Below are 13,971 nucleotides of genomic sequence, written 5' to 3' on the forward strand. Positions count from 1 at the left end.
CGCCCCCCGCCCCCGCGCCCGGCGCCGGGCTGGCGGCGCTGGTGCCGCTCGTAGGGGGTTCGGCGGCTCACCGAAACATCCAGTAACCCCCCGCCCGCGCGCCGCACGCCCCGGGACCTGCCGCGGTGGACGCCCTGCTCCCGTACGTGCCGTGGAGCAGGGCGGCACCGCCTCGCCTGCGGCAGTCGCTCGCCTGGTTCTTCGGTCGCGCCGACTGTGAAGCGGACCTGGCGGTGCGGTCGCTGACGGAGTTCATGTCCGATCCGTGCTCCCGCACACGCGGCGAGGCCGCGGTGTCACTGGGAATGCGCGGTGGCGTCGCGGCGAGCGGGCTCTTGCGGCGTGCTCTGATCCATCCGGATCACGGCGTGCGCGTGCGCGCGGTGACCGCGCTGGGCCGGGTCGGCGCCCGGGACGCACGGGACGAGCTGCAGCACCTGGCCGGGCACGACGGCGAACAGTGCGTTCGCGACGCGGCGGCCGCCGCCCTGCGTGCACTGACCGCACCGGCCCGCTGACCCGGCCGGCTCAGCGCCAGCTGTACGTGGCGTCCGTCATCGGAGGGAGCAGCGCGGGCCCCGTCGGCGGCGGGGTGTCGCCGATCCGGGCGAGGACGGCGCCGACGGCGGGGTAGAGGTGGAGTCCGGCCGCCGACGCCGGGTCAGGCCAGACGATCGGCGCGGCGTCGGGAGCGTCGAGTTCCGCGGTCGCCAGGGTGCCGCGGGCTCCCGGGGGCAGGTGCAGGACGAAGACCAGGTGGCGGCGCCGGAAGACGCCGTCCCTGCCGGGGCGGGTGCTGGTCTGTTCCTGGACCCACCGGAGCACCGGCGGCCCGTCCACCGCCGCGGTGTCCAGGCCGAGTTCCTCGCCCAGCTCCCGGTGGAGCGCGGCGAGCGGCGGCTCGCCGTCCTCGGCCAGTCCGCCGGGCAGCGAGTACTGCACCCCGGCCGGCCGCTCGCGGCGGATCAGGCAGATCCCGCCGTCGCCCAGCACCACCGCGCACACGCGGACCCGCACCGTTCCCCCCGTCCTCTCCACCGCCGGCCGGTCCGGCCGGTGGCACAGCCCGCACGGCCACGGCCTACAGCAGGCGGCGGATGTCGCCGCGGGCGCGGTAGAAGCCGCCGCGGCCGGACTCCAGCACCTCCGCGACCAGGTAGCGCGATCCGGCGATCCGGATGTCCTTGGGGAACTGGACGCGCCAGGACGGATCGTAGCCCGCCGAGACGACCCGCACCCGCATCCGGCCGCCCTCCTGCACGCACTCCACCTCGACGCCGCCGGCCGTGCTCGCCTGCACCGCCGTCACGGTCTCCAGGGCGGCGCCCGGCAGCACCCGCTCGACGCCGACCGCCTTCACCTCGGCGGCCTGCGGCACCCGGCCGTCCTCGGCGGCCCGCACGGCCTCCTCGCTCGCGTCCAGACAGACCAGCGAGCCGTCGGTGGTGACGAGGTAGAGGCGCCCGTCGCGGTACTGCATGCTGTACGCCGACCCGTGACCGGTGGCCAGCTTCCACAGCCGGGTGCCGTCCGCGGCGAAGCAGTACACCGAGGAGTGGCTGTCGCCCGCGAAGACGTACCGGCCGTCCGGCGAGGCGGCACAGGAGAACACCGCGGCGTCACAGGTGTACCGGGCGACCTGGGAACCGTCCGCCTTGCGCAGGCGGTGGACGGCGCCGCGGGAGGTGCCCGCGAACACCTCGTCCCGCTCCTGCCAGCCGAAGAGGACGCCGCCGGCGGTGGCGGTGTGCCAGACCGGGTCCCCGGTGCGGGCGTCGTAGCGCGAGACGCCGCGAGTGTGGCCGTGGTAGACGCCGTCGGCGTCGCAGCGGACCATCCAGCCGTCCCGGCCGTCGGCCTTGCGCCGCCACTGGAACTCGTCCTCGTGGTCGACCGTGGTCAGGCCACCGCGCTCGTCGGAGACGCCGAGCACGCCGTCGTGGATGTCCAGCCAGTAGATGTCCACGTCCGCGGCAATCTCGTACGCCACCCGCGGCACCTTGCCGCCGAGGTCGTAGACCTTGCCGTCGTCGCACCCGGCGTAGATCCACCAGTCGTCCGCGACGAGGCACTTGACGCCGTCCGGCAGCCCGTAACGGGCGGTGACCCGCCCGTCGTGGGTCAGCATGTAGACGTCGCCGGACTCGTTGCCCACCCAGGCGTGCTCCTCGCCGACGAAGATGCCGAAGGCCGGGGCACCCGAGCGGAACCGCCAGAGCACGGGCGCCTGACGGGCCGTCGACGGGCTGCTCGGCACCGCACGGCGGGTCACCGCGCGGCGCTGCCGGACACCGCGGACCGCCGGGGCGTACCCCTTGCGGACCTTCTCGCCGACCTTCTTCGCGGCCGCCGCCTGCGCCTTCTCGGCCGTCGGATACGCCGTCGTCCTCGCCTGGCCCTCCTCGCCGATCCGGCCGTACACCACGGTCACCTGCAGACCGGCGACCGTGACCTGGTAGAACTTGTGCGCACCGCCCCCGTCCTCGGACAGCTCCAGGTACGTGACCTGCTCGTCGGCTACGACTGTGGACATGGCGGGACCTTCCGGGCAAGAGGGGGGGAGGGACGTCGGACGGTGCGTCATCCCCTCCGACACCCCTGACACTAGGCCGGCCCACCGACAAGCCCCGGGCCGCCGGCGGAACACCGTCCGGCCCGGACCCCCCCGCAGAGGGATCCGCCGGTCGATGTCCCTAGGATCTGCGCCATTCCCGGGAGAGGACGGCTGCGGTGCTGGCACAGCGTTGGACGATGAGGCAGGTCAGGGCGGCGCTCGGGCGCTGGGAGCAGCAGGTGGAGCGCGAGCAGTGGCCGGCGGCCGAGGCGTCGGCGCAGCGGGCCGAGGCGGCCGCGGCGCGCCGGTGGGGCGCGGATATGCCCATCACTCTGCAGTGCCGGGCCGCGGTCGCCGTCGCACAGGTCCGCCTGGGCCGGCGGGCGGAGGCGGAGGAGGTGCTGCGGCGCAGCATCCGGGCAGCGGCGGGCGGAGTGTCCGGGGCGGCCATGGCCCAGGCACGGACCGTCCTCGCCGAGGTGGTGCGGCTCGGCGGAGGGCATGCGGAGGCCGTCGAGACGGCCCGGTCCGCCCTGGCGACCGAGCCCGAGGCCACGGTGTTCGGACCGTTCTCGGCCCGCCGCACGCTCGGCCTGGCCCTGGGTGACCTCGGTCGGCACGACGAGGCCGCCGCGTGCCTGGCCGCCCACGCCGCGCGCGTTCCCGGTTCCGGGGAGGGTGCGGCGGAGCACCTCTGGGCGCGCACCAATCGACTGACACACCTCGCCTACCTCGGTCGGCACCAGGAGGTCGCCGAGGAGGCCGCCGCCATCGGGGCCCACACGGACGGCGTGTCGGGCTCGGTGCTTGCGAACCGGGAGCTCACGGTGCTGTCGGTGCGCAACAGTCTGGCGTTCAGCCTGACGGCACAGGGCCGCTTCCAGGAGGCCGAGGCCGTGTTGCGGCCCGCCGTGGACGAGGCGCTCGGGCTCGGGTACGAGCCGTTCGCCCGCACGCTCCAACTCGGCATTGCTCGGTGCCTGGTCGGCCAGGGGCGGGCCGGGGAGGCGTGGGAGGCGCTGGCGGCCCTGGACGGCATGGCGGAGCGCACGCCCGTCTCCGCCAAGGAGGCGGGCGCCGTGGCGCTGGGCCGCGCCTCCGCACTTCTCGCCCTGGACCGCCTCGCCGACGCCGAGCAGGAGGCGCGCCGGGCCGTCGAGCTGAGCGAGGGCCACCTCGGGCCGTCCCACCACCGCCGGCTGGAGGCCGCCACCGTGCTCGGCACGGCGCTCTCGCGGCGGGGCAGGGCCGCCGCGGCGGTCGAGCTCCTGACGGCCGGCCACGACGCCTGGCTCGCGCACTTCGGGGAGGACCACCACGGCACGCGGGCGGCCCGGGCCGCCCTCGCCGGCGCGGGCGCATCCGCCTGACCCTGACCCGTTCGCCGGTCCGGTCCCGGCGGGTCAGGCGGTGGTGTCGGCCGTCAGCAGGCGCAGCGTCAGTGCGCCGAGGGCGGCCTCCTGCCGGGCGGGGTCGGGTGCGACGGTGAAGCGGAAGTTCTGCGAGGCGAGGAGGGAGATCAGCCACCAGGCGCCGGCCTCCGGGTCGACGTCGGAACGGATGCTGCCGTCGCGCCGGCCCTCGGCGAGCAGGTCGGAGAGGGTCCGCGCCACGGCCCGGTTGCCGCGGCGGGCGGCATCGAGCACCAGCGGCTCCGCGGTGACGGTCATGGCGTCGGAGAAGAGCACGCCCAGGGTGCCGCGCGCGTGGACGGTGACCAGGTGCCCGGGTTCGAGGAGTTCACCCAGCCAGGTGCCGATGCTCGGGCAGCGGCCGGCCCACTCCTGCAGGCCGGCGCAGAGGCGCGCGGCGGCGTGGTCGAGGACGGCGGCGAACACGGCCGCCTTGGAGCCGAAGTTCTGGAACACCACCGGCTCGCTGACGCCCACCCGGCGGGCCACCTCGGACATCTTCCCGCGCTGGTAGCCGACTTCGGAGAAGACCGCCGCAGCCGCCTCGAGGATCGACGCACGGCGGTCCTCGGCGCTCAGACGGGGGCGCCGCGGCTTCGGAGCGGGGGCTGGTTCGGGCACAGCGGCCATCCTAGGCGCTCCCGCCCGCCCCCTTGCCAGATAACTTAGTCGTGACTAAGTTATGAGCTACTTAGTCGCCACTAAGAAAGGGCTCGGCATGGAACTCGCACGCTTTCTGCACGGCTCGGCGGACACCCGCACCGGCGGGCAGACCCTCACGCACGGACGCGCCTACGAGGCCTTCGGGACGGTTTTCTTCGGCGGCCGGCGCCGCCGGGTCTTCACCGACCTCGCCCGGTTGAGCGGCGCCCGCCCGGGCGACCGCGCACTCGACGTCGGCTGCGGCACCGGCTACCTCACCCTCCACCTCGCCGACGCGGTCACCCCGGCCGGCAGCGTCGTGGGCGTCGACCCCTCCCCCGACGTCCTCGCGCACGCCCGCCGCCGCGCACACGCCCACGCGCACTGCACCTTCACCGACGGCATCGCGGAGGACCTCCCCTTCCCCGACGGCGCGTTCGACATCGTGGCCAGCAGCCTGATGGTCCACCACCTGCCGGAGGACGTAAGGGCGGGCGCCCTGGCCCAGATGCACCGCGTGCTGCGGCCCGGCGGCCGCCTGCTGCTCGCCGACTTCCGGCCGCCGACCCATCCCGCCGCCCGCCACCTCGTGGGTGCCGTCACCGGGCCGGTGATGGAGCACAACCCCGTCCACCTGCTGGAGCCGCTCGCGCGGGAGGCCGGCTTCACCGACCTCGACCGCGGCGACCTGCACCCGTGGATCCACTACGTGCGGGCCGTCAAGCCGGTGTCCGGCCGGTGACGGCGGCAGCCCTGCGCGCCAACCGGGCCCTGCGGATCGCCGCGCTCGCCCTGATCCCCGCCGGACTCGGCCTGCACCTCTGGCTCGCCAGCAGGCTCCCCCTGCTCGCCGTCCCGGTCGGCCTGGCCTGCCATCTCGCGGCGGGCGCCGCCGCCCGCCGCGGGCTGCGCGCGCACGCCCGCCGCGGGCCGATCGCGTAACCGCCGCACATTGTCGGGGGCGCTCTGTACCGTGGCTGATGTGACCACGCCTGACCCGCCCCTCTCCGACCTCGTCCGGCTGCGCCGGGCCCGCGACCGGATGGACCGCGACTACGCGGAGCCGCTGGACGTCCCGGCGCTGGCGCGGGACGCCCTGATGTCGACCGGCCACTTCTCGCGCAGCTTCCGCGCGGCCTTCGGCGAGACGCCGTACAGCTACCTCATGACCCGCCGGATCGAGCGGGCGAAGGCACTGCTGCGGCGCGGCGACCTGTCGGTGACCGACGTCTGCATGGCGGTCGGCTGTACCTCGCTGGGCTCGTTCAGCTCGCGGTTCACCGAGCTGGTCGGCGAGAGCCCGAGCGCGTACCGGGACCGCGACCACGGCCCCGGCGCCGCGATCCCGGCCTGCGTCGCCAAAATCCACACCCGCCCGGTCAGGAAAGGAGAAGCGAACGCCGCCGCCCGTCCGTAGCGTGAGGGCATGGACATCAAGCTTGCACAGTGCTTCATCGCCGTCGACGACCACGACAGGGCGATCGCGTTCTACCGCGACGCGCTCGGCCTCGAGGTCCGCAACGACGTCGGTTTCGAGGGGATGCGCTGGGTGACCGTCGGCTCGCCGACCCAGCCCGACGTGGAGATCGTCCTCGAGCCGCCGCTGGCCGACCCGCACGCCACGGACGCCGACCGGAAGGCCGCGGCCGAGCTGCTCGCCAAGGGCCAGTTGCGCGGCGTCATCTTCCGCACCGCCGACTGCGACGCGACCTTCGAGCGGATCCGCGCCGCCGGCGGCGAGGTGATCCAGGAGCCGATGGACCAGCCGTACGGCGTCCGGGACTGCGCCTTCCGCGACCCGTCCGGGAACCTGCTGCGGTTCAACCAGCCCCGCGGCAAGTAGCCCGGATCCCGCACCACGGCCGGTGTTTCCGCAGGTGCCGGGGGCGGCCGGGGGCGAGCTCCCCGCCCGGCCCCGGCCGCCGAATCCGGATAACCTGAGCGAGGGCCGCCGGGCCCGCGGACGGTGAGGGGTGGGGTCGGCCACAGCCTTGCGGAGGTGCCAGGTGCCCGGAGAAACGAAGCCGCAGCGGTGGCGCAGCGCCGGGACGTCGGCGGCCACCGCGTTGGGGCGCCTTCCCTTCACCCTCGCGACCGCCGCCGTGGTCCTGGTGGTCGGGTTGGCCGTCGGCGGGCTCTGGGACGCGGTGTCCGACCGGTCGTGGTACCCGGACGTCGCGTACGGACTGCCCTCGTTCGAGGCCAGTCGCTGGTGGACGCTGCTCACCGGCCCGCTGCTCTGCGCGGCCCCGATCGACTACCTCCCGGTGCTCCTCGGGATCCTCCTCCTGGTCGGGCTGGCGGAGGCGCGGCTCGGGATCCGCTGGACGGCCGCCGTGACCGCGGCCGGCCAGCTCGGCGCCGTACTGCTGGCGGCCCTGGTGCTGTTCCTGCTGCGCGGCACGGGCTGGGCCTGGGCGCAGGACCAGGCCCGTGCGATCGACGTCGGCATCTCGGCGGGCGTGCTGTGCGCGGGCGCGGTGGCCTCCGCGACGCTGCCCTCGCCGTGGCGCCAGCGGTTACGCCTGGGCATGGCCGCCTATGTGAGCGTGTCGCTGCTGTACGTCGGCAGGCTCGACGACCTCGAGCACGCGCTCGCCGTCGCCGGCGGCCTGCTGGCGACCCACTGGCTGCGGGTGCCCCGCGCCGCGGAGACGTCCGGCCGACTGAGCCGCCGCGAGTGGCGGCTGCTCGCGGTGGTCGGGCTCGTCCTCATCGCAGCCATCCAGGTGGTGGTCTGGCTGGCGCCGAGCAACGGCCCGCTCGGTGACACCGGCGGACAGGGCGGGTCGGGCTGGCAGGTCCTGATCTCGGTCGTGCTGGTCGGCCTGCTGGTCAACGGGCTGCGCGGCGGGCGCCGGATCGCCTGGCGCTGGACGGTGCTGCTCTGCCTGCTCAACGCGCTGCTGGGCCTGCTCGTCGCCGTGGTGTACACGGTCGGCAAGATCGCCGGCGCGGACGTGACGGTCACCGGCGCCGCGGTCTTCGTCCCCACCGCGGTGCTGTGGACGGCCGAACTCGTCGTGCTGCTGGCCGGCCGGGAGGCGTTCCGGGCACGGCGGCCGCGCCGCAGGGAGCGGCGGCGCAGCACGGCGGAGCGGGTGCACGGACCGGCGCCGGCGGTGTCGGACGCCGACCCGCAGACCCGGGCGGCGGAGCTGCTGGTGCGCCGCGGCGGCGGCAATCTCTCCTGGATGACGACCTGGCCGGACAACGCGTACTTCTTCCCGGAGGACGACGGCGAGTGCTACGTGGCCTACCGGGTGCACGCCGGTGTGGCGGTCGCGCTGGGCGATCCGGTGGGCGCCCCGGACTCCCGGGCCCGGACGATCACCCGGTTCGCGGAGATGTGCGACCGCTCGGGGCTGGTGCCGTGCCTGTTCTCGGCGACCGCGCAGGCCGCGGCGGCGACGGACGGGCTGGGCTGGCGGTCGGTGCAGGTGGCCGAGGACACCGTGATCGACCTGCCGGGCCTGGAGTTCCGCGGGAAGGCCTGGCAGGACGTGCGCACCGCGCTGAACCGGGCCAAGAAGGACGGGGTCGAGTACCGGCTGGTCGCCCTCGCCGATCAGCCCCGCCAGGTGCTGTCCCAGGTCCGCGGGATCTCCGAGGAGTGGGTCGGCGACATGGGCCTGCCGGAGATGGGGTTCACGCTCGGCGGGGTGGAGGAGGCGCTCGACCCGCGGATGAAGGTCGGTCTGGCGGTGGACGGCGACAGCCGCATCTACGGCGTGACCTCGTGGATGCCGGTGTACGGCGAGGGCGAGGTGCCGCAGGGCTGGACGCTGGACATGATGCGGCGGCGCCGGGACGGGTTCCGGCCGGTGGTCGAGTTCATGATCGCCTCCAGCTGCCTGGCCCTGCGGGAGGACGGCGCGCAGTTCCTCTCGCTGTCCGGTGCACCGCTGGCGCGCACCGACACCGCCGAGGCGCCGACCGTGCTGGACCGGATCCTCGACCAGCTGGGCGGCGCCATGGAGCCGTACTACGGGTTCCGCTCCCTGCACGCCTTCAAGGCGAAGTTCCAGCCGCGCTACGAGCCCATGTACCTGCTCTACCGCGACGAGGCCGACCTGCCGCGGATCGGCGTCTCCCTGCTCCGCTGCTACGTGCCCTCGGCCACGGTCCGCGACCTGCTCACCGTGCCCGCGCACCGGAACTGACGGAGCGGCGACCGTGCACCCCACAGCCGGGATCACCGTCATCGTCCAGTCACCGGGGCAGGGCGTCGGGCTCTGGATGCTCGGCGCGTTCGTGCTGACCTTCGTGGGGACCCGCGTGATCACCCGGCTGATCAGGGCCGGCCGGGGGCCGTTCCGCGACGTGGCGGTCGGCGGCACCCACGTGCACCACCAGGTGTACGGGATCCTGGCGATGCTGGTGGCCGGCGCGATCGAGTTCTCCTACCGCCCGGGCAGCCCGGGGGCGCAGATCCTGGCCGTGCTGTTCGGTGCGGGCGCCGCACTCGCCCTGGACGAGTTCGCGCTGTGGCTGCACCTGGAGGACGTCTACTGGGCGCGCGAGGGCCGCAAGTCGGTCGACGCCGCGTTCCTGGCGGTGGCGGTCGGCCTGCTGCTGATCGCCGGGTTCAACCCGTTCTCCGACACCGGGTCGGGCACCGTCAACCACCTGATCTTCGCCGGGATCATGCTCGTGAACGTGGCCCTGTGCGTCGGCACGATCCTCAAGGGCAAGACGGCGCTCGGTGTGATCGGACTGCTGGTGCCACTGGTCGCCCCGGTCGCCTTCCTGCGGCTGGCCAAGCCCGACTCGCCGTGGGCCCGTTGGCGCTACCCGCCGGGCTCGCGCAGCGCCGAACGCGCCCTTCAGCGCTACCCGCCGGGCCGGCGGACCCGGCTCGACGCCCTGAAGGACTTCGTCGGCGGCACGCCCCAGCGCTGAGCGCCGGTGCCCGGCCCGGGCACCGGCGCCCGGGTCAGGCGCCGGCCTGCGGGGAGAACGGCCGGGTGCTCGCCGGCGGGCGCCGCACGGCGGGGACGGCCTGTTCGGCCTCGGCGGGCGGGGCCAGGAAGACCGCTTCCCGGGCCGGCTGCGACCGGCCGACGGTCTGTGGCGGCACCGGCACGTCGTGGCGGGACTCGGAGAATGCGGGCGCCTCGGGCGGGCGGCGATCGACTGTCATGCCCGCAGTCTGACCCACGTGCACATGACCAACCGCCACCGGGGTCGCCCCCGCGTGTCCCGACGCCTCCCGCCCGGTCGTGGCGGCGCTGCCGCACGGCCACCGTCGGCGACCGGCGCGGCAGCGCGCAGGACACCCGCCCTGATAGCGCCCGGGTCAGGTGCGGAAGCAGGTCTCCGTCCAGACGGTCTTCCCGTCGGCCGTCCAGCGCACGCCCCAGCTGTCGGAGAGCTCGCCGGAGATGAACAGGCCGCGGCCGCCCTCGTCGCCGGCCCGGGCGTGGCGCAGGTGCGGCGCGGCCGGACTAGCGTCGGAGATCTCGCAGGTCAGGGTGCTCGCCGCGGGGTTGCGTACGAGGCGCAGGCGGATCGGCGGGGTGCCGTAGCGGATGGCGTTGGTGACCAGCTCGCTGACGGTCAGTTCGGTGGAGAACTCCAGGTCCTCCATGCCCCAGTGGGTGAGTTGTCCGGTGGCCAGCCGGCGGGCGGCGGCGACGGCGGTGAGCTCGGGGTCGATGTCCCAGGTCGCGATGTCGGCGGGGTCGAGGGCCCGGGTGCGGGTGAGCAGGGCGGCGGCCTGGTCGACGGGCAGGCGGTCCAGGGTGTCCTGGGCGGAGGCCGCGGGCTCCTCCGTCAGGTCGGCGCGCAGCTGCTGCAGGGTCCGGGACCCGGCCGGCTCGGGGGACGAGAGCAGGACGAGGGTGGTGCCGGGCGGGAAGGGGAACTCGTCGGCCGAGAACGGCGGCCCGTCCTCGCCGAGCGGGGAGGTCTCCGGGAGCGGGGAGTCGTTCCAGCTGCCGTCGGGGAGGGCGATGATCAGGCTCTGGCGGCCGGCGCGGGCGATGGTGCAGCGCATGGCGACCGGGTCGTGGACCGCGTACGCGCAGGTGGCGGTCAGCTTCCGCGGGTTCCCGACGGCGCGGCGCTCGGCCTCCAGCCGCCGGGTGGCGTCGTGCAGGCGGGCCAGCAGGTCGTGCGGATCGAGGTCCAGGGCGGCGAGGGCGTGGATGGCGGAGCGCAGCTGCCCCATGGCGGCGGTGGCCTCGGGGCCGCCGCCGTGGACCTGGCCGACCGTCAGGGCGACCCGCGCCCCGGAGAGCGGGATGACGTCGAACCAGGCGCCCGCGCCCGGGCCGGTCGGCAGGTACCGCTGGGCGGTCTCGGCCGCGGCCCGGCCGGTCGGCAGGGAGCCGGGGCGGCTGCCGTGCAGCGCCAGGGCGGTGGCGTGGGCGCGTTCGTAGTGCTGCGCGTTGTCGATGCACAGGGCGGTGTGCGCGGCGATGTCGGCCACGAGCCGGGCGCCGGCCTGGTCGAAGGGGCGGCGCGGATGGGGGTGCCGCAGGCAGAGGATGCCGAGCAGGGTGTCCCGTACCTGGATCGGCACGCTCAGGGTCGGCTCGCCGCTGTCCGGGTGGTCGGTGTGCGGGGCGCGGTCGTCCAGCAGGTCGGCGAAGGGTGCCGGGTCGAGGGCGGAGCCCACCGCGGGTGCGTCCCCGGTGCCGCTCACGGCGGCCGTGCAGCGCAGACCGGGGAGCGGGCCGGTGTCGCCGTACCGGACGGCCGCGTCGAAGAGGGCGACGAACGCGGTGCCGGCCAGCGCCGGGACGGCGACCTCGACCAGGTCCTGGGTGCAGCGGGCGGCGTCCAGGCGCCGGCCGATCCGCTCGTGGGCGCGCTGGAGCAGGGCGAGGCGGTCCCGCTGCCGCTCGCGCGGGGTCACGTCGACCACCTCCGCCACCACGTGCACGGTGCGGGACTCGGCGTCCTCGACGCGGAACAGCGACATGGCGAGGGTGTGCTCGTGGCCGGGGTCGGTCGGGGGGATGCCCCGGACCAGGAGGTCGAAGGCCGGCTCGCCGGTGGTCAGCACGCGGCGGACGGCCTGTTCGATCACGTCCGGGTCGTAGTGGGAGTAGATCTGGTGGATCGGGCGGCCGAGGAGCTGGGCCTCGGAGGCGCTCTGCATGGCGCAGGCGGCCTTGTTGACGCGCAGCAGCCGGAGGTCGGAGCCGATGAGGTGCAGCCCGATCGGGGACTGGGTGAAGGCGGCCGCGACGGCGGTCGGCCGTACCTGCTCGGCGAGGGGGCCGGGCGGCCACACGCCCCACAGTCGGCGGTCGCCGCCGGGCAGGGGCGCCACCGTCAGGCCGCCGGCCATGGCGGCGGTGTCGACGGCAGCCAGCAGGCCGGCCGCCTGCCGGCCGAGGGTCTCGGCGTCGGTGAGCCCGGTGAGGCGCCGGGCCGCGCGACTCCAGGCAACGACCGTTCCCTGCTCGTCGAGAGCAGCGATGGGGCTCGGCTGGGTCATGGTCCGCTCCTTCTGGCCCGTCGGGTCACATCGTCGCAAATGCCACCTCCGATCGCTCGTGCCCACACGGCGCCCGGCGCGTTCCGCCCCGGACGGACGCGGTGCGGCGGTGGCGTCCGGCGACGGGCCGCGGCGGCCGATCCGGGCAGCGGAGCGGGGCCTTCCCGGGTGGTCGGGCTGACAGGTCGTCCGGTCCGGGTCCGGCCGTCCCGTCCCGAACGGGCCGGGTTGTTCGAACACGTCGCTCGGAGCGGGCGGCCGTCGCCGGTCCGAGGCCTTGACGGGCCCTCATCAGAGCCCTACGGTCTGCGAGCAGAAAGTTTCCAGCAAGTTTCATCGGTCTTGCAGCAAGATGGCGAGCCACCGCCCCTGCGCGCGGGCACGCCACCTCGGCCACCCCACCCGGCCGAACCGCTCCCACCCCCACAGGAGACCCCGTGGACGACTCCGCCCGCGAGCACCAGGACCAGTGCACGACCGTCCGCCCCGCCGGACACCGCAGCCCCCGGAACGGCCGGCGCGCCCTGGTCGCCGCCGCGCTCGCCGCCGTCACCGCCGGCGCCGGCCTCGTCACCGCCCCCACGGCGGCGCAGGCCACCACCCCCGGCAGCAAGCCCGTCACCGCGACCCTCTTCGAGTGGTCCTACGCGTCCGTCGCCAAGGAGTGCACCAACTTCCTGGGCCCCAAGGGCTACGGCTACGTCGAGGTCTCGCCGCCGCAGGAGCACGTCCAGGGCTCGCAGTGGTGGACCTCGTACCAGCCGGTCAGCTACAAGATCGCCGGCCGCCTGGGGAACGCCACCGCCTTCGGGAACATGGTCAGCACCTGCCACGCCGCGGGCGTCAAGGTCATCGCCGACGCCGTCGTCAACCACATGAGCGCGGGCTCCGGGACGGGCACCGGCGGCACCGTGTACACCAAGTACAACTACCCCGGCTACTACCAGGACTGGGACTTCCACTCCTGCCGGACCAACATCAGCAACTACGCCGACCGGTCCAACGTGCAGAACTGCGAGCTGTCCGGCCTGTCCGACCTCGACACCGGCAGCGACTACGTGCGCTCCACCATCGCCGCCTACCTCAACAGCCTGATCGCCAAGGGCGTGGACGGCTTCCGCATCGACGCCGCCAAGCACATCGCCTCCGGCGACCTCGCCGCCATCAAGGCCAAGCTCACCAACCCCGGCATCTACTGGGCGCAGGAGGTCATCTACGCCTCCGGCGAGGCCGTCCAGCCCGGCGAGTACACCGGCACCGGCGACGTCGACGCCTTCATGGGCGCCTACGACCTCAAGCGGATCTTCTCCAGCGAGAAGCTCGCCTACCTCAGCAACTGGAACGACTCCTGGGGCGCCGGCTACCTCCCGTCCGCCAACTCCCGCACCTTCACCGACAACTGGGACACCGAGCGGAACGGCTCCACCCTCAACTACAAGTACGGCAACACCTACACGCTCGCCAACGTGTACCTGCTGGCCTGGCCGTACGGCTCGCCGAACGTCTACTCCGGCTACGAGTTCACCGACATCGACGCCGGCCCGCCCAACGGCGGCACGGTCAACGCCTGCTACCAGGACGGCTGGAAGTGCCAGCACGAGTGGCGGCAGATCGCCAACATGGTGGGCTTCCGCAACGCGGTCAACGGCACCGCGGTGACCAACTGGTGGTCCAACGGCAACAACGCCATCGCGTTCGGCCGGGGCAGCAAGGGCTACGTGGCCATCAACCACGAGAGCGGGCCGATCACCCAGACCTTCCAGACCTCGCTGCCGGCCGGTTCCTACTGCGACGTCCAGCACGGCGACCCGAGCAGCGGCGGCGGCTGCAGCGGCACCAAGTACACGGTGGCCGCCAACGGCACCTTCACCGCCACCGTGGGCGCGGGCGACGCCGTCGCCCTGTACGTGGGC

The 13,971-nt window shown here is 74.5% G+C and carries 14 protein-coding genes; 9 read left to right on the top strand and 5 right to left on the bottom strand.

Annotated elements, in window-relative coordinates; all coding sequences use genetic code 11:
- Positions 1-125: 125 nt before the first annotated feature.
- Positions 126-518 carry a HEAT repeat domain-containing protein gene (locus ACFV0G_RS13895; RefSeq protein ID WP_380546219.1) on the top strand — a complete coding sequence of 131 codons (393 nt, stop codon included), beginning with the start codon at positions 126-128 and terminating at the stop codon, positions 516-518.
- Positions 519-528: 10 nt separating this feature from the next.
- Here the strand turns inward: ACFV0G_RS13895 and ACFV0G_RS13900 are convergent, their stop codons facing one another.
- Together ACFV0G_RS13900 and ACFV0G_RS13905 are read right to left on the bottom strand one after the other, a co-directional pair.
- Positions 529-1,017, bottom strand: coding sequence for an NUDIX hydrolase (locus ACFV0G_RS13900; protein ID WP_380546221.1), 489 nt, complete (start codon positions 1,015-1,017; stop codon positions 529-531).
- A gap of 64 nt (positions 1,018-1,081) precedes the next feature.
- Complete coding sequence (locus ACFV0G_RS13905) at positions 1,082-2,533, bottom strand: PQQ-binding-like beta-propeller repeat protein (RefSeq protein WP_380546224.1); 1,452 nt, start codon at positions 2,531-2,533, stop codon at positions 1,082-1,084.
- Positions 2,534-2,751: 218 nt separating this feature from the next.
- Here ACFV0G_RS13905 and ACFV0G_RS13910 point away from each other — a divergent pair, with 218 nt between their 5' ends.
- The gene (locus tag ACFV0G_RS13910) at positions 2,752-3,924 is read left to right on the top strand and encodes a tetratricopeptide repeat protein (protein ID WP_380546226.1); all 1,173 of its coding nucleotides are present in this window, start codon (positions 2,752-2,754) and stop codon (positions 3,922-3,924) included.
- A 33-nt stretch (positions 3,925-3,957) separates the two neighbouring features.
- Here ACFV0G_RS13910 and ACFV0G_RS13915 read toward each other — a convergent pair whose 3' ends face one another.
- Positions 3,958-4,587, bottom strand: a complete 630-nt coding sequence (locus ACFV0G_RS13915) for a TetR/AcrR family transcriptional regulator (RefSeq protein WP_380546228.1) — start codon at positions 4,585-4,587, stop codon at positions 3,958-3,960.
- Positions 4,588-4,684: 97 nt separating this feature from the next.
- On the opposite strand from ACFV0G_RS13915, the gene ACFV0G_RS13920 reads away from it, so the two are divergent.
- The 6 genes from ACFV0G_RS13920 (at position 4,685) to ACFV0G_RS13945 (ending at position 9,510) form a co-directional block, all read left to right on the top strand.
- Complete coding sequence (locus ACFV0G_RS13920; RefSeq protein ID WP_380546230.1) at positions 4,685-5,350, top strand: class I SAM-dependent methyltransferase; 666 nt, start codon at positions 4,685-4,687, stop codon at positions 5,348-5,350.
- The gene (locus tag ACFV0G_RS13925; protein WP_380546232.1) at positions 5,347-5,550 is read left to right on the top strand and encodes a hypothetical protein; all 204 of its coding nucleotides are present in this window, start codon (positions 5,347-5,349) and stop codon (positions 5,548-5,550) included. Before ACFV0G_RS13920 ends, ACFV0G_RS13925 begins: the two co-directional genes overlap by 4 nt.
- Positions 5,551-5,650: 100 nt before the next feature.
- Positions 5,651-6,025 carry a helix-turn-helix transcriptional regulator gene (locus ACFV0G_RS13930; RefSeq protein ID WP_380546244.1) on the top strand — a complete coding sequence of 125 codons (375 nt, stop codon included), beginning with the start codon at positions 5,651-5,653 and terminating at the stop codon, positions 6,023-6,025.
- A 9-nt stretch (positions 6,026-6,034) separates the two neighbouring features.
- Entirely contained in the window at positions 6,035-6,451 is a 417-nt protein-coding gene (locus ACFV0G_RS13935; RefSeq protein WP_380546234.1) for a VOC family protein, read from the top strand.
- A 163-nt stretch (positions 6,452-6,614) separates the two neighbouring features.
- Positions 6,615-8,771: a bifunctional lysylphosphatidylglycerol flippase/synthetase MprF gene (locus ACFV0G_RS13940; protein WP_380546236.1), complete on the top strand. Its 2,157-nt coding sequence runs from the start codon at positions 6,615-6,617 to the stop codon at positions 8,769-8,771.
- Positions 8,772-8,784: 13 nt separating this feature from the next.
- Positions 8,785-9,510: a hypothetical protein gene (locus ACFV0G_RS13945; RefSeq protein WP_380546238.1), complete on the top strand. Its 726-nt coding sequence runs from the start codon at positions 8,785-8,787 to the stop codon at positions 9,508-9,510.
- Positions 9,511-9,544: 34 nt separating this feature from the next.
- On the opposite strand, the gene ACFV0G_RS13950 is transcribed toward ACFV0G_RS13945, so the two are convergent.
- Both ACFV0G_RS13950 and ACFV0G_RS13955 read right to left on the bottom strand, forming a co-directional pair.
- Positions 9,545-9,751, bottom strand: a complete 207-nt coding sequence (locus tag ACFV0G_RS13950; protein ID WP_380546240.1) for a hypothetical protein — start codon at positions 9,749-9,751, stop codon at positions 9,545-9,547.
- Between the two features lie 156 nt (positions 9,752-9,907).
- Positions 9,908-12,058, bottom strand: coding sequence for a SpoIIE family protein phosphatase (locus ACFV0G_RS13955; protein WP_380546242.1), 2,151 nt, complete (start codon positions 12,056-12,058; stop codon positions 9,908-9,910).
- A gap of 524 nt (positions 12,059-12,582) precedes the next feature.
- Here ACFV0G_RS13955 and ACFV0G_RS13960 point away from each other — a divergent pair.
- Positions 12,583-13,971: alpha-amylase family protein (locus ACFV0G_RS13960; protein ID WP_380546246.1), on the top strand; the 1,389-nt coding region annotated here is incomplete at its 3' end.

The sequence above is a fragment of the Kitasatospora sp. NPDC059571 genome (assembly GCF_042735675.1).
In the GTDB taxonomy this organism is placed as follows: Bacteria; Actinomycetota; Actinomycetes; order Streptomycetales; family Streptomycetaceae; genus Kitasatospora.

What these genes read in the sequence shown, in the direction of transcription:
- ACFV0G_RS13905 (WP_380546224.1), bottom strand. Translation starts at nt 2,533, where the DNA reads ATGTCCACAGTCGTAGCCGACGAGCAGGTCACGTACCTGGAGCTGTCC.
- ACFV0G_RS13910 (WP_380546226.1), top strand. Translation starts at nt 2,752, where the DNA reads ATGAGGCAGGTCAGGGCGGCGCTCGGGCGCTGGGAGCAGCAGGTGGAG.
- ACFV0G_RS13920 (WP_380546230.1), top strand. Translation starts at nt 4,685, where the DNA reads ATGGAACTCGCACGCTTTCTGCACGGCTCGGCGGACACCCGCACCGGC.
- ACFV0G_RS13930 (WP_380546244.1), top strand. Translation starts at nt 5,651, where the DNA reads ATGGACCGCGACTACGCGGAGCCGCTGGACGTCCCGGCGCTGGCGCGG.
- ACFV0G_RS13935 (WP_380546234.1), top strand. Translation starts at nt 6,035, where the DNA reads ATGGACATCAAGCTTGCACAGTGCTTCATCGCCGTCGACGACCACGAC.
- ACFV0G_RS13950 (WP_380546240.1), bottom strand. Translation starts at nt 9,751, where the DNA reads ATGACAGTCGATCGCCGCCCGCCCGAGGCGCCCGCATTCTCCGAGTCC.
- ACFV0G_RS13955 (WP_380546242.1), bottom strand. Translation starts at nt 12,058, where the DNA reads ATGACCCAGCCGAGCCCCATCGCTGCTCTCGACGAGCAGGGAACGGTC.